General features: G+C 49.9%; 16 protein-coding genes. 12 read left to right on the forward strand and 4 right to left on the reverse strand.

All coding sequences use genetic code 11. From position 1 onward, the window contains the following. The coding region (locus tag Q0X25_RS02315) for a flippase-like domain-containing protein (RefSeq protein ID WP_298578804.1) at positions 1 to 792 on the forward strand (792 nt) is incomplete at its 5' end. 96 nt (positions 793 to 888) lie between these two features. Here Q0X25_RS02315 and sdaAA read toward each other — a convergent pair. Both sdaAA and gltX read right to left on the reverse strand, forming a co-directional pair. Continuing rightward, entirely contained in the window at positions 889 to 2,490 is a 1,602-nt protein-coding gene (sdaAA, locus tag Q0X25_RS02320; RefSeq protein ID WP_298578829.1) for an L-serine ammonia-lyase, iron-sulfur-dependent, subunit alpha, read from the reverse strand. Positions 2,491 to 2,557: 67 nt separating this feature from the next. Beyond that, positions 2,558 to 4,081: a glutamate--tRNA ligase gene (gene gltX, locus Q0X25_RS02325; protein WP_298578805.1), complete on the reverse strand. Its 1,524-nt coding sequence runs from the start codon at positions 4,079 to 4,081 to the stop codon at positions 2,558 to 2,560. 324 nt (positions 4,082 to 4,405) lie between these two features. On the opposite strand from gltX, the gene Q0X25_RS02330 reads away from it, so the two are divergent. From Q0X25_RS02330 to Q0X25_RS02360, 7 genes are all read left to right on the forward strand, one after another. Next, a complete protein-coding gene (locus Q0X25_RS02330; protein WP_298578806.1) occupies positions 4,406 to 5,137 on the forward strand; it encodes a hypothetical protein in 732 nt (243 codons plus the stop codon). Beyond that, complete coding sequence (locus Q0X25_RS02335) at positions 5,138 to 7,615, forward strand: YhgE/Pip domain-containing protein (protein WP_298578807.1); 2,478 nt, start codon at positions 5,138 to 5,140, stop codon at positions 7,613 to 7,615. Between the two features lie 94 nt (positions 7,616 to 7,709). Then, positions 7,710 to 8,492 (forward strand): TetR/AcrR family transcriptional regulator, encoded by a 783-nt coding sequence (locus tag Q0X25_RS02340; protein WP_298578808.1) that lies wholly within the window; start codon positions 7,710 to 7,712, stop codon positions 8,490 to 8,492. Positions 8,493 to 8,506: 14 nt separating this feature from the next. Next, entirely contained in the window at positions 8,507 to 10,840 is a 2,334-nt protein-coding gene (gene priA, locus Q0X25_RS02345) for a primosomal protein N' (RefSeq protein WP_298578810.1), read from the forward strand. A 104-nt stretch (positions 10,841 to 10,944) separates the two neighbouring features. Beyond that, positions 10,945 to 11,496, forward strand: a complete 552-nt coding sequence (gene def, locus Q0X25_RS02350) for a peptide deformylase (RefSeq protein ID WP_298578811.1) — start codon at positions 10,945 to 10,947, stop codon at positions 11,494 to 11,496. A 1-nt stretch (position 11,497) separates the two neighbouring features. Beyond that, entirely contained in the window at positions 11,498 to 12,424 is a 927-nt protein-coding gene (locus Q0X25_RS02355) for a methionyl-tRNA formyltransferase (RefSeq protein ID WP_367270377.1), read from the forward strand. Further along, positions 12,424 to 13,860 (forward strand): RsmB/NOP family class I SAM-dependent RNA methyltransferase, encoded by a 1,437-nt coding sequence (locus Q0X25_RS02360; RefSeq protein WP_298578813.1) that lies wholly within the window; start codon positions 12,424 to 12,426, stop codon positions 13,858 to 13,860. Before Q0X25_RS02355 ends, Q0X25_RS02360 begins: the two co-directional genes overlap by 1 nt. Before the next feature lie 319 nt (positions 13,861 to 14,179). Here Q0X25_RS02360 and Q0X25_RS02365 read toward each other — a convergent pair whose 3' ends face one another. Continuing rightward, positions 14,180 to 15,175 (reverse strand): hypothetical protein, encoded by a 996-nt coding sequence (locus Q0X25_RS02365; protein WP_298578815.1) that lies wholly within the window; start codon positions 15,173 to 15,175, stop codon positions 14,180 to 14,182. Positions 15,176 to 15,687: 512 nt separating this feature from the next. After that, on the reverse strand, positions 15,688 to 17,046 hold the full coding sequence (locus Q0X25_RS02370; RefSeq protein WP_298578816.1) for a thiamine diphosphokinase: 1,359 nt from the start codon (positions 17,044 to 17,046) through the stop codon (positions 15,688 to 15,690). 134 nt (positions 17,047 to 17,180) lie between these two features. Here Q0X25_RS02370 and Q0X25_RS02375 point away from each other — a divergent pair, with 134 nt between their 5' ends. The 4 genes from Q0X25_RS02375 to Q0X25_RS02390 all read left to right on the forward strand — a co-directional run bounded on the left by Q0X25_RS02375 (position 17,181) and on the right by Q0X25_RS02390 (position 20,105). After that, on the forward strand, positions 17,181 to 17,384 hold the full coding sequence (locus Q0X25_RS02375) for an FmdB family zinc ribbon protein (protein ID WP_298578817.1): 204 nt from the start codon (positions 17,181 to 17,183) through the stop codon (positions 17,382 to 17,384). 273 nt (positions 17,385 to 17,657) lie between these two features. Next, positions 17,658 to 17,846: a 50S ribosomal protein L28 gene (gene rpmB / locus Q0X25_RS02380; protein WP_021626077.1), complete on the forward strand. Its 189-nt coding sequence runs from the start codon at positions 17,658 to 17,660 to the stop codon at positions 17,844 to 17,846. A gap of 162 nt (positions 17,847 to 18,008) precedes the next feature. Beyond that, positions 18,009 to 18,353: an Asp23/Gls24 family envelope stress response protein gene (locus tag Q0X25_RS02385; RefSeq protein WP_298578818.1), complete on the forward strand. Its 345-nt coding sequence runs from the start codon at positions 18,009 to 18,011 to the stop codon at positions 18,351 to 18,353. 87 nt (positions 18,354 to 18,440) lie between these two features. Further along, positions 18,441 to 20,105 carry a DAK2 domain-containing protein gene (locus tag Q0X25_RS02390; RefSeq protein WP_298578819.1) on the forward strand — a complete coding sequence of 555 codons (1,665 nt, stop codon included), beginning with the start codon at positions 18,441 to 18,443 and terminating at the stop codon, positions 20,103 to 20,105. Positions 20,106 to 20,119 lie beyond the last annotated feature (14 nt).

The following is a 20,119-nucleotide window of genomic DNA, read 5'->3' on the forward strand; positions in this document are numbered from 1 at the left end:
GTGGTACTTTTTGCCGCCATCATGTTGATTGCAAAGTTTCGCTTTTTTCTTGAGAGTTACGGCGACATCGTTATCCTGAATCTCGTTGTTTTTGGGGTACATTTTCTCGAGTTAGTTGCCCTTTTTGTTATTTGCCTTTGCCCTTCTTTTGTTCGCACTATTGGCAACTGGAGCATTAATTTTGCTGAGCGTCACAAGTGGATGCGCAATCCCGAGCATGCACGCGAGCTGGTTAATGTGCAGGTGCAAGAATTTGCTGATGCATTTCGTCGTGCTGCCCAAGATATGCCTTCTATGCTGTTAACGCTGGTGGTTACGATGGCACAGCTGGCATCTTTGTATGTGATTCCTTGGTTTGTCTTGCGAGCCTTTGGGCATAACGCAGATTTTCTTGCCTGTATGGCAGCGGGATCGATGGTGCAAATGGTGGCTTCGGCTGTACCTCTGCCTGGTGGTACAGGTGGTGCTGAGGGCGGTTTTGCACTGTTTTATGGGCCCCTTTTTGCCGAAGCTGCTCCTGCGGGATACTTGGTCTGGCGTATTGTGACCTTTTTTGCGCCGACATTGTTGGCGGCGCCCTTGCTTGGCTTGCGTTCTGATTCGGGTGTAAGCATTTACCACCGTTGGATGCGGCTTGTGGGACGTGAGTCGGGAGCCGCTACCGTCAAGGGTGGCTTTCACTTCAAAAAGACTTCTCTATCACGTAAGAAAAACGGCAGCGCAAAAACGCGCGGCAAAATCCCCGGTGTTGCTTCTGTTGACCTTAAGTCTCTCAATAAGAAACACAAATAGTTAGCTGTGAGCGTTATGTATACGTGAAGACAAAAGTGTTTTCTTGCATTTGCTTGAGAATCGGCGAACAACACGTTTGTGTTGAAGCAAGAAAAATTAGTCGCAAAGACCGCAGATGGTACAACGATTGCGAGCACTTCGTGCAGATGGTGCGGCAGCGAGGCCGCCTAGCGCAGTTTCACGTAGGGTTGCAGGCAAAGCTGCACCTACCTGACGCATAGCTTCGACGACTTCATCAAAAGGCAAGGGGTCAAGGACACCTGATAGCGCCAGTTGAGCAGAACTAAGTGCAGCGCTTACACCAATAACATTGCGGCCTTGGCAAGGATGTTCAACGAGCCCACGTACTGGATCGCAAACCAAGCCAAGTAGATTGTCGATAGCAGTGGAAGCAGCTGATAGTGCCACTGAAGGAGTTGCTCCTAAAAGCTGAGCAACCGCAGCAGCAGCCATAGCGGCGGCAGAACCCACTTCCGCTTGACAACCTCCTTCAGCGCCAGCAACTGTGGCATTGCGGGTCATAATGGCTCCAATGCCAGCGGCGCACCACAAGGCTTCCTTAATCTGTTGATCGTTTGCGCCAAGCGCTTCGCTTACGGCAAGGACGGCGCCAGGAACAACACCAGACGAACCAGCTGTTGGAGCAGCCACAATGACACCCATAGAAGCAGATCGCTCAAGGGTAGCCATCGCGTAGGCAGCAGCTCGGGTAAGTGTGCTACCCATCAACGGGGCAGCAAAGATATCCGCTTTATCAAAGACGGCACGCGCTTGTCCTCCAATGAGTCCACCTAAGGATGGACGAGGATGGTCAATAGGCTCTGTGGTCTGGCCACGCATAGCGACAAGCACACGCTCCATTTGCGCATCTACCGCTTTAACATCGCCTGAACTCAGCTCAATCTCACGAGCACGAGTTAGCGCACCAATTGAGAGTTTCTTATTTTGACAAAGCTTGAGCAGCTCATGACCATTGTTATAATCAAGCGTCATTTCTGCATCGGCAGAAATAGGGATTGTACCTGGGATTTCAACGACACAGACACTGATAACCTTAGGTAGTTTTCGCAGTCCTTCAAGCTCCTTTGTGGAGGCGGATTCATCTAGCTCAATGATGGTATAGGCCATCCCACCGCGTTCCTTACGAAACGTATTGATGGTAGCGATATTCACACTAGCACCAGCAAGCGTACCTGTTAGGGCAGCAAGCACACCTGGGTGGTCACGGTGTGAGATAAATAAGGTGGGATAATCACCCGAAAGCTCCACATTGACACCGTCTACCTGGCTGATACGTATGCGTCCACCACCCAATGATTCGCCGGTGACCGAGACTGCATGTCCATCAGTGCCAGTCATAACGCAAGTCACTGTATTGGGGTGCCGACCTGCTCCTTCTTCATCAGAAGCGGGAGAAAAACTAAAGATAAGCCCTGCATCGGTTGCGTGTGCAAAAGAATCGCGTACTCGCTCATCATCTGAAGCAAAGCCCAGCATTCCCGCTACGAGGGCACGGTCAGTACCGTGCCCGCGATAGGTTTTGGCAAAAGAGTTATATAGAGTAAAGTCTACACGTGCCAGATGTTGAGGTCCCAGCGAACGCGCAACCAACGCGATGCGCAAGGCACCTGCGGTGTGCGAGCTTGAAGGACCTACCATAATGGGTCCTAGAATCTCGAATGCCGAGATGTTCACGATAGTACCTTTCTCTCACACAGGGCAGTGTGTGACAAAATTTAGAGCGTAAAACAGTGTGCGACAAAATTTAGAGAGCCAAAGATAGCGCACGGTTCAAACGAGCTAGACCAATCTCACGGCCCAGAAGCTCGATGGAAGCCCCCAGCGGGGGAGAAACTTGATTTCCGCATTCAGCTACTCGAACCGCACCATAAAACTTGCGCTTATTAACCCCAAGGGTTTCGGGCAGCGGCTCGAGAGCGGCATCAATTTGCTCGGCATGCCACGCCTCCTCATCAAGCTTACTCAGTGCCTCATAAGCTGCACTAACAAAGGAGCGCGCACCTTCCTTGGCAAGGTTTTTTGCCACAGACTTTTCGTCCATTGTGACGTCAGCCCCCTCATAGAGAAAGCGCGCCTTGTCGACAACCTCAGGCATGTGGGTTGTCCGGGGTTTAAGTTGTTCAGAGAGCAGATCAAACCAAGCAGGGCGCGCAGCATATGTGCTCTCGGTGTCGCCGCTCTCAAGGCCTGCAGCGATAAGCTGGGGCACCAGCACCTGCTGAGAAAACTCTGAATTGCTCATTGCCTGCAGATACTGCTGCTGAATCCAGTCGAGTTTTTTGGGGTCAAAGGTAGCGGGGTTTTTGCTGACACGGTCTAGGCTGAAACTTTTTGCCAGGACATCGCGGGGGACAATAGTAGTCTCGCCATCAGGTGCCCAGCCAAGCAAAGCAAGATAGTTAACAAAGGCATCGGACAGATAGCCTGCATCGCGATATTCCTCAACAGAAGTTGCGCCATGACGCTTGGAGAGCTTCTTGCCATCAGAGCCTAAAATCATAGAAATATGTGCAAACGTTGGCGTGGGATAGCCCAAAGCCTCGTATACCATGACTTGACGCGGAGTGTTGGAGAGATGGTCATCACCACGGATAACGTGGGTAATACCCATCATTGCATCGTCAACAACAGTGGTGAAGTTGTAGGTGGGTGTGCCGTCAGTGCGGATGAGGATAAAATCATCCAGCTCACGCGCATTGAAGCTTACGCGACCATGCACTGCATCGTTAATGACTACATCGCCACGATCCAAGGGCACCTTGATGCGAATGGTATACGGTTCACCCGCAGCGATACGTGCCTTAGCCTCGGCTGGCTCGATATCACGACAGGTGCGCTGATAGCCTTGGAAAGAATCACGGCGCTGTTGCGCTGCCTCTCTATCAGCAGCAAGTTTTTCGGCTGTGCAGAAGCAAGGATAAGCCCTGCCCTCTGCTACCAGACGTTCTGCTGCCTTACGGTAGATTTCAATACGATCGGTCTGACGGTAAGGACCATAAGGACCACCAATACCTTCACCCTCATCCCAGTCCAGCCCTAGCCAACGCATGGCACGCAAAATAATCTGAGTGTTTTCCTCAGTGGAGCGTGTAGGGTCGGTATCGTCGATACGTAGAATAAAAGTGCCTTCATGTGCACGAGCAAAAGCCCAGTTAAAAATTGCCGTACGCGCGCCTCCTACGTGAAGTTTGCCCGTAGGTGAGGGGGCAAAACGCACACGAATTTTGGGTGTGCCATCAGTTTGTATGTTGTTGTCGTGCGAAGCCAAAACGATGCTCCTTTGAACTTATCGGACGCGCGTTGCGTCAATCAATAGTATTAACAAAGCCGAAGCACAGTATAGCTGCTCAGCAAAGCTGTTATGCACTCATCACGAAGTGTCAAAGAAGCAACGGAAATCTTTTTGGATGCTGCGGGTTAAACCTTGCGTGTGAAGGTGTTGTTTGGATTTTATTCGAAATATTAAAAATATTTGAAAAAGAGTCAAAAACTAGTCAAAAAAGGGTAGAGTGCCCTACGGCTGTTGATGAACTGCTCACACAGAGCTCCTACTGACTCTGCCGAGCGCATGTGTAGGGAGATGAATTTGCCTATGAGTACACAAGCCGAACTCAGCTTGTTGGGACCTGCCATTCATGCGCAGGCGCTGACGATGAAAACCGCACGTATGACGGCATATAAAGACATTAATTTGGATTTAGCTGCAGGCCAGGCGCATGCTTTATTGGCTGAGCACAAGGCTGGTAAACGCGAATTGTTGCTGACCTTGGCAGGCCATATGTTGGCAAGCTCGGGTGAGCTTACGATAGGTGGGCTTAATGCACGCTCGGTCAAAGGTCTTCACACGATAAAGAAACTCTCTGGTTTGGGTTGGTTTTCTCATGTCAATGAGCTCGAAAAAGTACTGAGAGTGCGTACGTGCATTTCAGCTGAATTAGGACTGATGGGCAAAAAGTCTAACCGAGTAGCCACCGATGCCTATCTTGAGCAGTGGGGACTTTTGGATGTAGCCGAAAAGAACCTCGAGGAGCTTGACCGTATGACCTATGACCTCGTAGGTATTGCGCTGGGTATGGCAGGGGACCCTACGCTTTTAGTTGTACAAGAAATCGAACGTGACCTCACTGAGCTTCAAACTCTGCAGCTCATCGATATCCTTTGCGAGATCTCCCACAGTCGCGGTGCAACTGTGGTTTGTGGCATGTGTGATTACGGCCTTGCACGCAAGTTTGACAGTATCAGCTGCCTGACCGAGGCTGCGCGTGCACAGCGCGATGCAGTACCTGGTCAAGTTGCTCAGATGACTCCTCTGGTGGTGGCATAAATGAAAAATCCATTTCGTGGACTGCGTTTTTCTCTGCTTGATTTTCATAACGCTCGTGCCAACGCAGGTATGAAGGTCGCACTTGCGGCTATCTGCTGCATTCCTTTGATTTATGGTGCGCTTTACCTAGCAGCTTTTTTTGATCCATATGGCAATATTGACAAAGTGCCAGTTGTGGTGGTCAACCAAGATAAGGGTACGACTACCAAAGACGGTACAACGCTCAATGCTGGTGACGATGTTGTCAAGCAACTCCGTGATGCCCAAGCGCTTGACTTTAGCTATGAGAAAGACGCGGACAAAGCTCAGCGGCAGCTTGAGTCGGGTACGTATTACATGGAACTTATTATCCCTGAGGATTTCTCTGAAAAGGTCGCCTCTGCTCAGTCCGATAAACCGCAACAGGCAAGTTTTAAGCTCATCGCTAATCAAAGTGCCAATTCAATTGCAACAACAATGGGCACCTCAGCGTTTCGCGTGATTACTTCCAAGGTCAACTATGCTATTGGCCAGGACTACTATGTACAGATTTTTGACACCATTGATGACTCAACAGCTGAAATTAAGGTTGCAGCTGATGGTTCGGCAGCCCTTAGTGATGGTCTTGCGTCGGCTACGGATGGCTCAAAAAAGATTGCTGACAATCTATTGGTAGCAGGTACTGGCGCAGATGAGCTTGCTGCAGGTATTGTGCGTGCAACAGATGGTTCCCAACAGCTCAAAGACGGTCTTGCTACTGCTAAAGATGGCGCCAAATCATTGGATGGAGGTTTGGAAAAGCTCTCAGATGGTGCAAGTAGCGTACAAGATGGTGCTGACCAGCTTTCTGATGGTATTTCTAGTGTTAAGGACGGTGCAGATACTCTTGCCGACAAACTCAACGAAGCCAAAAAGGGTTCTTCAGCACTTGCAACCGGCGCGGGCCAACTCAATGCTGGTGCATCACAGCTTAAAAAGAGCCTTGATGGTCAAAAAGTAAATATCCAGGCTTTGGATAATGGTGTCAATGAGCTTGTGGGAACCGTTGGGCAAACGGGGCAAAAGCTCAGCGATGCTGCTGCACAATTGGGTTCTGAGAGCTCTTCATCTGGCAGTAGCGCCTACGCTGCAATAAAAGGTGTTGAAAATAGTTTGGCCGACGCACAAAAGGCTAGTCCTGATGGAACGGTAACTTTGACTGCCGCACAATGCCAGCAGCTGATTGGCACGCTTGATGCCGCCGCTTCTGGTGTTTCACAAGCAAGCTCTGGTTTGACAGAGGCAGCAAGTGGTATTGATGCTGAAAGCTTGGCGCAACTCAAAAATGGTGCTGACGCTCTTGCAACCAATCTTACCGTATCGACGGGTAGCACAGATCCCTCTTCAATGACGCTCTATGATGCGGTCATTCATCTCTCTGCTGGAGCCAATCAGCTTTCCTCGGGTGCCACCCAGCTTGATCAAGGTGTTGGCCAGCTTGCAGATGGGGCAAGTCACCTATCTGGAGGACTTGATTTTGCAAAGACGGGCGCCACTGCACTATCTGCAGGTGCCTCTCAGCTTAAGACGGGCACAGAGTCTGCAAAGGACGGTTCAAGCTCATTGCTTGGTGGCATTGATAGGCTTTATACGGGCTCGACAAGTCTCAATGATGGTTTGGGTGATGCGCAGAAAGGTTCTGCTTCCCTAGCCGATGGCATCAATAAACTTGCAGATGGTGCAACTACGCTTAGCGAAGGCATTGGCTCTGTTCAAGATGGTGCAGATCAGCTGGCAGATGGTTTAAGTGATGGTTATAAAAAGGCTCAGGAATCTACAGCTCACTCCGATGCTAAGTCCGAGATGATGAGCGAGCCTGTCAACCTTCAGTCTTCCAACTACACAACCGTATCCAACTACGGCTCAGGTTTTGCTCCTTACTTTATTGCGCTGGGTCTTTGGGTGGGCGCCTTGATGACAACCTTTATCATCAAGCCGCTCAATCCGCGTTTGCTCGCTTCTGGTGCCAACCCCATCGTAGCCGCTTTGGCAGGCTTGTTACCTGCGCTGATGGTAGGCGTTATCCAAGCGGTGCTTATGGGTTTGGTATTGCAGTTTGGCCTCAAAATTGACTTACTTCATCCTGTAGCGTACTACGCACTTTGTATTTTGACTGCGCTTTGCTTTGCAGCGTGGAACCAAGCGCTTGTGGTAGGTTTGGGCTTCCCCGGCAAGTTCTTGTCAGTTGTATTGCTTATGTTACAGCTGACTTCAGCTGCTGGCACCTTTCCGCTTGAGGTTGTGCCGCATTTCTTCAAGATTATCAACCCGTTGTTGCCAATGACTTATTCGGTGCGTGCTTTGCGTGTGGCAACAACAGGTTTGGATATGTCACTGATTACACCAAATGTCTGGATGTTACTTGCCTTTACGGCACTACCCTTTGTGGTGACTTGCCTGATTGCAGCGCGTAAGCGTCTGGTCACGATGGGAGACTTGCATCCGCTCGTACAGCTCTAAGGCGATGCGCTAGTATTAAGAAAACGCTCGCAATCAATGCATGCGTCAGGTGCTTTATGCACTTGGCGCATGCATACCAAATGTGGTGAGAGATATGGCTGCAAAAGAAGCTCAAAATAACAAATCGTTTAACCATGTGGTTGGAGTTGACGCCCCAGGCATCCAAGAACTAGTTGGTCGTGTTGAAGCAGCGCATCAGGCTGTACGTACAGCAGCTCGCAAGGTTGCTCATAATGCGGTTGAAGTAAAAACGGTAAAGATGCGTGAAGCCAATCGATTGAGCAAGTCCGAGCGCACGCGCGCACGTATTCTTGCAGCAGCTGCCGACATTATCACGGAGCGTGGGGGTATTGATTTTCAGATTGGCGAGGTTGCTGAGCGTTGCAACATTTCCAAAGGGGCACTCTACTATTACTTTGCCGATCGCGATGCCATTGTGGAGGAACTCTTTTCACAGGCGGTTGAGGATTTTGTCAGCTCTCTAGAAACAGATGTTGCTCATGCCAGCTCCTCTCACGAAGCTATGCGCGCGATGGTAAGACGTCTGTGTTATTCAGTGCATGATGGAGGAATTTTTATTGCCGCAATGGCAACAGCGCTACTCAAGGATGGCACTTCTATGTTACCGCGGCTCGAAAATCGCTATATGCGCGTTACACATTTGGTTTCTCATCAACTGATACGCGCGCAACGTGAGGGATTGGTTAACTTTGAAGGCAATCCCGAGGTGGTTGCGGCAAGTATTTGCGGCATGATTTTTTTTGGTGCTTCACGTCAGATTGAAATTGAACCCAATACCAATGTGGACGAGCTGATTGAGCGACTTATTCACATGGTGGAGTTTGGTATCTCTGCTTCTCATAGCTCTGATGCATAGAGGGAGTTGGGTTCATGGTCTTTGCGGCAGTAGTGGTTGATATCGCAACGCGCGAACTTGATCGTCCCTATGATTATGCTATCCCAGCTGAACTTGCGTCCCAGGTCAAGATAGGCGTGACAGTTCTGGTGAACTTTTCTGGCAGAGTTGCCGTGGGTTATGTAGTGGCGTTGTCTGATACTCCTCCTGCAGATGTGCCGCGTAATAAAATTTTGCCTATCAAGCAGGTTTTAGCAGAATCAGCTTTTGATGAAGCTGCAGCACGTGTCGCACTTTGGTTAGCGGCTGAATATGCCTGCCCGCTTGCGGTGGCCCTACGGCTTTTTTTGGCACCAGGGCAAAAGTTGCGCGTGCATCGGGTAACACCTGATGCGCCGTGGGAACTTGTGCGTGAAAAAGCAGGACCTATCGATACCCGTTGGGTTTCTTTGAGCAAAACGGGACTTTCTTTTGTTCCTCAAAAAAATGCCTCCCGTCAGCGGGAGTTACTTGCTGCGCTTGCCGCGGGTCCTCAGCGCATGGCAGAGCTTGCGGCGATGGTGCCAGGGGCAAGTGCGGTTGTCAACGCGCTTGCCAAACGCAGTGTTGTGAGTATTGAACTCCGTCGCCACATTCGTGGAAGTGAAGAGACGACGAGCTTGTCAAGTGCTCACGCAACGCGCCCCGATATGCTGACTGAAGGGCAAAAAAACGCACTTGAGACAATTGAGGAGGCACGTCTTGCTGCTTGTGGTGATGTGGTTTTAGTTGATGGTGTGACGGGTTCAGGCAAAACCGAAGTATATCTTGCGGCTATTGAACGAGCTCGGGCAGCTGGTCAGGGTGCGTTGGTACTCGTTCCTGAGATCTCTTTGACGGCACAGACTGTCGGGCGTTTTCGCAGTCGCTTCGGCGAAGACGTTGCGGTGCTTCACAGCCACCTTTCGGTGGGCGAGCGTTTTGATCAGTGGGATATGCTGCGCCGTGAGCAGGCCCATGTGGTTGTAGGAGCTCGCTCTGCTTTGTTTGCTCCTGTGGCAAATTTGGGTCTTATTGTGATTGATGAGGAGCATGAGGGTTCTTACAAGCAAGACTCTATGCCGCGCTATCATGCACGTGAGGTGGCGGCGCGCATGGCCAAGGAACGCGCTTGCGCCTTGGTACTGGGTTCTGCGACACCGTCACTCGAAAGTCTTGAGCGTTGCCGTCAAGGCAGCTATGCGGGGGTATCTTGGACGCGTGTTGAGATGCCCGAGAGACCAGGTACTACAGAGTTGCCATCAGTTGAAATTGTGGATATGACTCAGCAGTTTGCTGCAGGTAGACGGACGTTTTTTTCTTTACCACTCACACAGGCATTAGAAGATGTCATACGCCATCGTGAAAAAGCAGTACTGCTCCTTAATCGACGTGGCTTTGCTCATTTTTTGATGTGCCGAGAGTGCGGCTGTGTGCCTGAATGTCCGCATTGCTCTACCGCACTGACATATCACGAACGCACCCATGAGCTGGTTTGTCATAGCTGTGGGCGCTCGTGGCCACAAAAAAGTTACCCCGATCCATCCTCACGCTGCCCCAATTGCGGGAGTCACTATATGGGGGCCTATGGAGTAGGTACGCAGCGCGTCGAAGATGAGCTACATATTTTGCTCAATGATTTGGGAGAGGCTGGGGATGATGTCGAAATAATTCGTATGGATGCGGATACAACGCGTAGCAAGGGCGCCCACCAAAAACTACTTGAGCGTTTTGATGATGCAAATTGCGCTATTTTGTTGGGCACGCAAATGATTGCTAAGGGTCTCGATTTTCCCGAGGTTACCTTGGTGGGCGTTATTAACGCTGATACGACACTTAAGTTGCCCGATTTTAGAGCTGCTGAACGCACCTATGATTTACTCGAACAGGTGGCAGGCCGTGCAGGGCGCGGTGATAAAGCAGGACGTGTCATTGTGCAGAGTTATTGGGCGTCCCATCCCGCTATTGCATCGGTGGCACTGCATCGCCGTGAGTTGTTTGTAGACAGTGAGCTTAATCTGCGCGCTGAGGCCTCATATCCGCCTTTTACTCGTCTTTCTAATGTGCTGCTTTGGGGAACACGAGAGTCTCAAGTCAAACGTTGTAGCGCAAAGCTTGCCGAAGCAATACGTGCTGCCATTAAAAACGTTGATGATGTAGATAGCTGGGAGGTGTTAGGTCCCGCCGAATGTATTAAAGCGCGCGTTAAGGATCGCTTCCGTCGGCATATCTTAGTTAAATCTCCTCTTCATTCAAAACCTGGCCCCTTACTTTCTGCTTGTGTAAAAGCTGCGAAATTACCGCGAGATATTACGGTGGCAATTGATGTGGATGCCGCTGATCTCATGTGAGTCTCATGGGTCGATACCTCATGCCGTTTTATGGGTATGATTGTGGGGAACACTTATGTTGCCCAAGCGCTACTTTTAGGCAGCATTTTTTCTAAGGAGTAACTATGAGTGCGGCCCAAGATATTGTCTTTGGCACCGATGAGCGTTTGCATGTTGAGTGTGAGTCGATTAAGACTATTGATGACGATGTGCGGCAATTAGCAAAGCATATGCTTAAGGGTATGTATGCAACTGATGGTGTTGGATTGGCAGCACCGCAGGTGGGAAAACCGCTACAGCTGGTTGTTATTGATGTTGACTACGCTGAGCCTGCCGGACGCAAAAATCCTTATGTGCTTATCAATCCTAAAATCATTGTTGCGGATGGTCCTGAACGTACAACAGGGGAGGGCTGCCTATCCTATCCTGGCATTACTTGTGAGGTCACGCGCCCTTCTCATGTCATTGTGCAAGCGCTCAACCTTGATGGTGAACTCATGCAATATGAGGCTCGCGATAATCTATTGGCAGTGTGTTTGCAGCACGAGATCGATCATATTCACGGTGTGACCATGGTTGACCATCTGCGTCCTTTGGCACGCGCAGCAGCTATGCGCGATTTTGAGGCGGCACTTGCTCGTGGTGCTCAGCCTGGAGATGTTGGAGAGGAAGACTAGCATGTCGTTGAGAGTCGTCTTTATGGGCACTCCCGATTTTGCTGTGCCCTCTCTATCTGCCCTATCAAATGAATTTGATGTAGCGCTTGTGCTGACTATGCCTGACGCGGTGCGTGGGCGAGGCAGGGAGCCTATAGCATCTCCTGTAAAAAAGCGTGCGCTTGAACTGGGTATTTGTGTTATCGAAACAAAACGTATTGGCACAGCTGAGATTGCGCGTATTCGTGAGGTGGCACCCGATGTTATTGCTGTTGCTGCCTATGGTGCGATTTTACCAGATGAGCTCCTGTCGACTGATTTAGCGCGCTTTGGTGCGATTAATGTGCATGGGTCGCTGCTACCGCGCTGGCGTGGCGCCGCTCCTATTCAACGTGCCATCCTTGCTGATGATGACCGTATTGGTATCTCTATTATGCGTATTGCTCATGAACTTGATGCAGGACCTTGGTGTCGTCAAGCATCTATTGACCCTCAAGGTCTATCGGCTGCAGAAATTACCCAGAGCCTAGCTGAACTTGGCGCTGTTGAGCTGGTAGAGGCCATTCATGAGATGGAGGCAGGTACTGATAGATGGACTGAGCAGGACATTTCTCAGGTTTGCTATGCAAAAAAGATAAGCAAGGCTGAAATGCGCCTGACGCCTGCCGATGATACACGCACTAATTTGTTGCGTATCAGAGCGGCTACTGATGCTGCTCCTGCGCGTGCTATGGTATGTGGACGTGGCGTGCGCATCTTGCGCGCACTTGCTGCACCTACTGTGAATATCGCTGCTGGTGAAGTATTGATTGATAGTACGAAGCTCTTTTTGGGTTGTGCTGATGGCGCACTGGAATTATTGTTGGTAAAACCTGATGGTAAGCGAGAAATGTCCGTCTCTGCTTGGGTGGCTGGCCTTCGCGGAGACCTTGTCTGGGGTGATAGGTAGTGTCTGCCCTCTCGCCTGCACGAGTAGTTGCTTTTGAGATGGTGTCCGAGCGCCGCCGGCGAGGGGCACATATGCGCGATTTGCTGCGCACATCTCGAACGATGAGTGGGCTTGCGCCGCGAGATAGGGCTTTAGCATCTCGTTTGGCTTTGGGTGTGACAGCTACAGTCGGTGCACTTGATGCCATGATTGACTCCCACTTGAGACATGGAGTGCATATTGAACCACGTGTGCGGGATGCACTGCGCGTTGCTTGCTATGAGCTTTGCTGGTTAGATACCCCAACAGCAGTGGTTATAAGTCAGGGTGTTGAGTTGGTGCGCCGTGTTGCTCCGCGTGCGGCAGGTCTTGCCAATGCGGTCTTGCATCGTGTGTCCGAGCACGATATTGCAGCTGTCTGCGAAGCTGAGCATCGTATATATGAAGGTAGCTCAGATTTGCTTGCCAAAGACATTGCGATTGCCTGCGGAATGCCCGAACCGCTGGTGTATCAACTGTTGGCTTCATGCGGTGAGGAAGTGTGTCGTGAGTGCGCTTTGGCGCACCTCCAACCAGCACCAGTGTATATTGCAACTAACTTAGCTATGTTGAGTCCCGAGGAAGCTGCGCGACGGATGCAACAGGCTCGTCTTGAAGTACAACCGTTAGCAATTCCGGGTTCTTGGCAGGTGATAAATCCTGCTCGCTTGGCGCCTTCTGGATTGGTGCGCAATGCTCTTGTCTTTCCCGTAGATTTAGCAGCTCAAATGGTTGCCCGTATTGCAGGACCGCTTCCAGGTCAGCGTGTGTTGGAAGTAGGTCAGGGTAGAGGTACCAAAACATTGTTGCTGCAAATGGCTGCGCTCGAGCAAGGTGGTCTTGCTGAGATAGTGAGTATTGATGTCGAAGATTACAAGGTACGCCTTGCATCCAGCCGTATGGCCGTAGCGGGGGTTTCTGCTCATACGCAAAGCCTTTGTTTTGACGCTTGCCAACTTGATTCGCCGCAGCTGCCCGCTGCACTAAGTGGCGGTTTTGACATGGTCTTTATCGATGCGCCGTGTTCGGGCACAGGCACATTGCGCCGCCATCCAGAAATTGTTTGGGGCCTTTCACGTGCGTCGGTGATGTCTCATAGAGTAGATTCACTGCCTGCCTTACAGCTGCGCATGCTTCGCGCTGCATCGCAGCGCGTGCGTCCGGGTGGTAGTTTGGCCTATGCGACCTGCTCTTTGCTTGAGCAGGAGAACACGGGCGTGGTTCATGCATTTCTCGAGAGTCCTGAAGGTCGTTCATTTGAGCAAGTCTCTGTACTCGAGGCTCCCGCAGTGCGTTCTTTAAGCGATGCTGCATACGGACTTGTGGCACCGTGTGTTACTTCTGAAGGCTACTTTGCCTCGTATCCCCGCGTTGCTTCCTTTGATGGTCATTTTTGTACTCTTCTTCGCCGCGTCTAAGCCATTTTGTGCCGGCGATTCATATTTTGTCGCACGTTTGCGCGGTTAACCTAGGCTTCGACCTGCATTTGCGCAGATGGTTCGTCTCTCGACCTGTACTCACACAGATGGTTCGTCTCTCGACCTTTATGAGCAAAGATGGTTCGTTCTTCGGACTTTCAAAAAAATTGACCTGCGGTTTTATGCCGGCGCACCTCGAAACTCGAACCATCTTTAGTAGTGAGCTGCAGCATCATAGCGGGCACCTCGAAACTCGAACCATCTTTAGTAGCAACTTTAGTAGCACTTACTGATGCGAAGGGCATAACACAAAATGCCATTAGCTCCAGGTAATGAAGGGTTGTAGTGCACGGGGAACTCCAAATGACTGCAATAGTCGGTATAAAAAAGCCAAATCACAGGCATTTGCAAATGAAAAGCGCATGATGCTTGCTAGTCGGGAGAGGCGCGATTCTCGCAATCGTTCTGCCGTTAATACATCAATGGCAGAGCGACCTTGGGTCATGTCGGGATCGACGTATTTCTGTTGTCCATCTAGCTCCCCAATAATCCTTTGTCCCGTGGATAATGTCCAGAGAAAATCAACTCGATATGTTGCTTGGCTTATGGGGTCAATAATTGTTGCTTGCAATTCTGGTAAAGCAAAGCCAAGCTCAAGAATATGCGCGCGAGCTATTGACTCGCCTCCGCTTTCTGCACGCGCATCGGCAAAACTTGCGGTAATTTTTGCCTGTGCAATCCTTTTTTGACGGAATCCTACGTGGTTAACCTCGTTAAGCAGCCATTCTCTTGTCTGATTTAATGCACGCAATCCTGAATCTGCTATACATAGGCCATCAGCAAAATTAGACATTCGCAAACATTGAGTCAAAGTTTCTGCGGCACTAAGGACGGGTATTCCTGCTGCAATGTATGGGTGTTGCAGACTATTTTTCATACGCGGGATATAGCGATGATGGCAGATGTATTGGTTTTCGCGATAGCAGCTTTTTAGATGGGTAACATGAATTTTTTGAAGCTGCCAATAGGGGACCTCAAAACCGTATGCCAACGCTGCTGTTGGACCGCAAAAAACCCAGTTGGGATGCTTTTCAGTTAGAGCGCGCGCAATATAAAGATGTTTATTATTGAAACTCAATTGATTCCACTGGTCTTTGCGTACATAAAGGCTAGGAGCAGGACTAATAATGTTTCCTCGTGCTTTGCAATGAACAAAGCTGTCCTGCAAGGCTTTGGTATTCGTCCAAGCACATGTTTGTTTCTGCTCTGCTTCATCAAGCATAGAACTAATGATTTGCATGTGAGAGTTGGCCATTTAATCACCGAAACCCATAGACGAGAATGTGTAAAAATGCTCTAGGAAGCAGCGAATCAATGTGCCCAGCGCTGCTTTTATGAGCTTAGATTAATCTCGATGAATATGGTATTAATTCCGAAATATGCCTTCCCGTAAGCTGACTGGCAGCTTGCACAAAACTGCCCTAGGATTTCAACAAGTAGGCTACGAAGTAACCCTTTTTGCATGGCAGATGGTTCAAGTTTCGAGGCATTTCAAAATAAATGGTTTAAGCTTCGAGGTACTTTTTAATAGATGGTTCGAGTTTCGAGATGCGCCGGCATAAAACCGCAGGTCAATTTTTTTGAAAGTCCGAAGGACGAACCATCTTTGCTCATGGGGACCGAAGGACGAACCATCTGTGCTCATAAGGGTCGAGGGACGCACCATCTGTGTGAGTGCAGGTCGAGGGATGAACCATCTGTGTGAGTGTACGCTGAGGGATGAACCATCTGTTTGGATAAGGGTCGAAGGATGAACCATCTGTGCTGTTAGGTCAGCAAGAAGCAGGCAAGAATGCCTTGGTGGCAGCTGATGCAGGCATTTTCAGAGACAACTTCGTTGGAGATGCCCACATCGGAAAGCAAGGCAAAGTTTTTGTGGTTAACTTCCCAGCGCAATCCTCTTTCGCTGACAAGGGTGTCGGGTGTCAATGCTACTGCAGAAAAAGTCTTACCCACAGCATCAGCATCAAGTGTCCAGCTGGTCTTTCCGGCAGGGGAGAGCAGACGACATTCCCAAGCAGAACCTTCATTATCTTCCACAATATGCGGACACGCATTGACGTAGGCTGCCAAGTTGCCCCAAACGCCCAACTGATGGTCCTGCCTGCCACCTGAGATACAGCTGAGCGTCAGGCGCAAATTTGAGTTGCGACGCGCTGCTTCATGCGTTGCGCTCTTAAGGGCAATGGCGAGGTCAGTCGCATATTTTTTTGTGGGATAAAGCAAGGAGGTTTGTGCTACCGAGCGTGCCCAATCGCAGGTAGCAGGACTTGCCGTATCGTCGTCTCCACAAAAAACATCAGGTTTAATACCCGCGGCTTTTAGTGTCTCAGCCCCGCGATCGACAGCGACAATCCAGTCAGCGTCAGCGGCAAGGCATGTAACAAGATCTGTCGAGCTTGGCACGGGCGAACCTCCTATTACCAAGCAATTCATGGTGTCTGCCGATGCCGTGATGAGCAATCGCTCATAGTCAGTTAATAAATCCAGGCTTAATTCAGGGTATCCATGGACAAAAACATCACAGTTGGCGCGCATAAAGTTCTCATCGCGTCCATCATGGTCGTTAAAAAGGCATACAGTGGGAAATCCTGCTTTATAAGCAGTGCTCACACCAAATGGCGCATCTTCAAATACCCATGTTTCATCAACAGGCGTATCCAGTACCTCACGAGCAGCAAAATAGATGTCAGGCTGTGTTTTATCGACACCAACATCACCTGTGTATAGGATGTCCAAGAAATAATCGAGTAAGCCATGGTAGGCAAGCGCCTCTTTGACCAAAGACGTTATGGTAGACGAGGCAACCACCATCGGAATTTTTGCCGCCTTAAGTGTCTCAAGCCATAGGTCAATACCTTCAAATGGCACAACTTCAGTCTTGTACGCGACGCGTACTAGTGCGCACACTTCAGCAAGAGCTTCTTCACGACTGGCGCACACATCAAACTCATCATGGAAGAAAAAACATTCGTCTTGAAAATTCATGTACTCATATTTTTCGGCAAGCATGTGAGCGTGAGGAATATTATGACTATTCAACCAATCGGGAAATATCTTGTTCCACATGGGCATAGAGTCAAGAATCGTTCCGTCACAATCAAAAATCGCACCCGAAATTTTCATATGAGCTCTCCCCGTGGTTTGCTGTTAGCTTGTCATATTTTTGTCAGATGATACGTGACGTGGAGAATTTTCCCAAGGTTGGGTAGAGTGTTTTTTTGGAAAACACATCGTAAGGGTATTTACTCGGAGGAATAATGGCACGCTATGACTACAAATGCAGCTCCTGTGGCAATGTTTTTGAAATTGAGCATTCTATGAGGACTCATCCTGAGGTTTCTTGCCCTAAGTGTGGCTTGCATGCGGAGCGTATGTTCACAACCTATGGTATCGAATTCAAAGGTTCTGGCTACTATAACACCGATCAACGTGGTCGTTTAGCCTCGAGTACAGGCAAATAGTTGCCGTGCGCACTGCAGCTGCAAGACTGCAGACAAAGTGAATGCAGCTTACTTGTGTGCCGTAGGAATACCTAAGCAGAGCGTATGTAAAAAATTTTTTGGAACGATAGTCGTAATTACTGTGTACTTTGAGGGTTTCTTGTCCACAATCAGCACAATAAGTAGGGGTTATCTCTTGCATGAGGCACATTGTGTGCTATTTTAATACGGCTATGCAATTTGCGGGCGCGGAGCCCATACGGGCGCAGGAGCGCCGCCTTGGAGGTAGGAAGTATGTCGAAGGTTTGTGATATCTGCGGCAAGCATGCCGTTGCTGGTCGTTCAATCAGCCACTCTCACCGTACGGTCAATCGTGCGTTTAAGCCCAATATCCAGCGCGTTCATGTCGTCAAGGATGGCCGTCGTGTCCAGATTAATGTCTGCACCCGCTGCCTTAAGAAGGGCAATCTCGTTCGCGCATAGCGTCGGTGGAATTTACTCTGAAGTTTAGGGGCTCCCTCGGGGGCCCCATTTGTGTGTCAGCAGCTTTTGTGCCAAAACTCCGCTAGCATGTATTGGTGCGCTATACTTTCCAAAGAATATTCTGGGTTGAGAGGACATCTCAACCGTATGGAAGGAGAGGTCATGGCAAACGCCACCCCAGGTATCCTCAAGGTTTCCAACGATTGTATTGCAGACCTTGCGGGTTACGCTGCCCTCGAATGCTACGGCGTCGTGGGTATGGCCGACACTGAGTCTCAGACAGGTGTTATTCGCCTGCTTCCGACCTATCGTCTGCGCAAGGGCATCGGTGTGAGCGCCGAGGGCTCTTCGGTTATTGTTGACCTGCATGTGGTAGTCGAGTCTGGTGTCAATATTGGCCAGGTTTCTTCGAACCTTGTAAGCGCAGTCAAATTCATCCTGAGCCAAATTGCCGAGCTCAACGATGTTGAGGTCAAAGTTCACATTGAGGGTATGCGCGTAAGCTAGGTAGCTTAAACGCTCAACTCCGTGCAAGAGACGTCCGTCAGGCAGACTCGCATTGCGCCTTTGCCAACACAGCCAAGAGGATCAAAGATGATTTCCAAAGTTATCCGCACGTGCTTCCCGATTGCAGCTCAGGTCGTTGCCGACAAGGCAGAAGAAATCAACAAACTCAATGTTTTTCCCGTGCCTGATGGTGATACGGGTACCAATATGTCTTTAACCTTGGGCACTGTGGTCAAGGAGGTTGAGTCTTTGCCGAGTTCAGCTACGGTAGATGACATTGCTAAGGCGATTACTCATGGCTCCCTGATGGGCGCTCGCGGTAATTCGGGTGTTATTACCAGTCAAATCCTTCGCGGTGTGGCTGAGGGCTTGACTCTTGCCAAGGGCGCAGATGCAACTCCTGGTGATATCGCAGTTGCTTTACGCAATGGTGTTAAGGTTGCTTTCAAGGCTGTGCGCAAACCAGTGGCAGGTACCATTTTGACGGTTCTCAAGGATACTTCTGCCAAAGCAGATGAACTTGCTCGTACCAAGATTTCGGTTCCTGACATGCTTGATGCACTAGTAGTTGAGGCATATGAGTCGGTTGCACGTACTCCCGAATTGCTTCCTGTCCTCAAAGAAAATGGTGTTGTTGACTCTGGTGCCTTTGGTCTTGCGACGTTCTTTGAAGCCTTTGTTAACGCTTATCAAGGAAAGTCGGGCGAGCTTACTGCCTTCAAGACAACCGTTGATGCCAAGGCAGACGTTGCCCATGTGGTTGACATTGAGCTTAACGATGATTGGGAGGGTTCTGAGTTCCGTTACTGTACAGAGTTCCTCTTCCATGCAGATAGTGCCCAGTTTGATGAGGCAGCATGCCTTGGTTACTTGTCTGCTCAGGGCGATTGTGAGCTCCTTGTTGGCTCCAACCCTGATTACAAGATTCATGTGCATACCAACAGGCCCGATCATGTTCTGCGTCACATGCTGCATCGTGGCCAGATTTACAATGTTTTTGTACACAATATGGACCTTGAGGCTCAAGAGCGCACCGAAAAGATTGCTGCTGATAAGGATGCCAAGTCAGCTTCCCATGAGCCTCGCAAACCCTTAGGTTTTGTGGCTGTGGCTGCAGGCAGTGGTGAAGCAGAGATTTTGAAGTCTTTGGGAGTTGACGTGGTCGTTTCTGGTGGTCAGACGATGAACCCTTCAACTGCCGATATCCTTGAGGCTATTGAAAGTGCCCATGCCGAGCAGGTTATTGTGCTTCCCAATAATGGCAATATTCGTATGGCTTCTGAAGCAGCGGTAAGTGCCTGCGAAGATGTGAAAGCAGCGGTTGTTCCTACCAAGACGGTTCCTCAAGCATTTGCTGCCATGTTTGCTGTTGATTACGAGGCAAGTCTCGAGGACAACATTGAAGAAATGCGCGCTGCAATTGCTGATGTTCGTGATGGTGAGGTTACTACCGCGGTTCGCGATTCACAGGCAGCTGATGGCAGCCCCATTCACTCCGGTGACATTATGGGTATTGAGAATGGCAAGATTACCGTTGTTGGTAACGATGTAGCTCAGGTTACGCTTGACCTTATTGCCAAAATGATGGATGAGGAGGAAGGCGATACGCTCACGTTGCTTGCTGGGTCTGATATGCATGATGAGGCTTTTGAGCAGCTCCAAGAGCGTATTGAGGAAGCGCAGCCTGATCTTGAAATTGATGCTCAGCGCGGTGAGCAGCCTCTGTATCCTGTGATTTTTTCTATCGAATAGGTGATGGGAGTCCC

Origin of the sequence: uncultured Olegusella sp. (genome assembly GCF_947253395.1) — a bacterium.
Lineage (GTDB): Bacteria > Actinomycetota > Coriobacteriia > Coriobacteriales > Atopobiaceae > Olegusella.

What these genes read in the sequence shown, in the direction of transcription:
- Q0X25_RS02385 (WP_298578818.1), top strand. Translation starts at nt 18,009, where the DNA reads ATGGCAAACGCCACCCCAGGTATCCTCAAGGTTTCCAACGATTGTATT.
- Q0X25_RS02340 (WP_298578808.1), top strand. Translation starts at nt 7,710, where the DNA reads ATGGCTGCAAAAGAAGCTCAAAATAACAAATCGTTTAACCATGTGGTT.
- priA (WP_298578810.1), top strand. Translation starts at nt 8,507, where the DNA reads ATGGTCTTTGCGGCAGTAGTGGTTGATATCGCAACGCGCGAACTTGAT.
- Q0X25_RS02335 (WP_298578807.1), top strand. Translation starts at nt 5,138, where the DNA reads ATGAAAAATCCATTTCGTGGACTGCGTTTTTCTCTGCTTGATTTTCAT.
- Q0X25_RS02375 (WP_298578817.1), top strand. Translation starts at nt 17,181, where the DNA reads ATGGCACGCTATGACTACAAATGCAGCTCCTGTGGCAATGTTTTTGAA.
- Q0X25_RS02355 (WP_367270377.1), top strand. Translation starts at nt 11,498, where the DNA reads ATGTCGTTGAGAGTCGTCTTTATGGGCACTCCCGATTTTGCTGTGCCC.
- Q0X25_RS02370 (WP_298578816.1), bottom strand. Translation starts at nt 17,046, where the DNA reads ATGAAAATTTCGGGTGCGATTTTTGATTGTGACGGAACGATTCTTGAC.
- Q0X25_RS02390 (WP_298578819.1), top strand. Translation starts at nt 18,441, where the DNA reads ATGATTTCCAAAGTTATCCGCACGTGCTTCCCGATTGCAGCTCAGGTC.
- Q0X25_RS02365 (WP_298578815.1), bottom strand. Translation starts at nt 15,175, where the DNA reads ATGGCCAACTCTCACATGCAAATCATTAGTTCTATGCTTGATGAAGCA.
- rpmB (WP_021626077.1), top strand. Translation starts at nt 17,658, where the DNA reads ATGTCGAAGGTTTGTGATATCTGCGGCAAGCATGCCGTTGCTGGTCGT.
- Q0X25_RS02330 (WP_298578806.1), top strand. Translation starts at nt 4,406, where the DNA reads ATGAGTACACAAGCCGAACTCAGCTTGTTGGGACCTGCCATTCATGCG.
- def (WP_298578811.1), top strand. Translation starts at nt 10,945, where the DNA reads ATGAGTGCGGCCCAAGATATTGTCTTTGGCACCGATGAGCGTTTGCAT.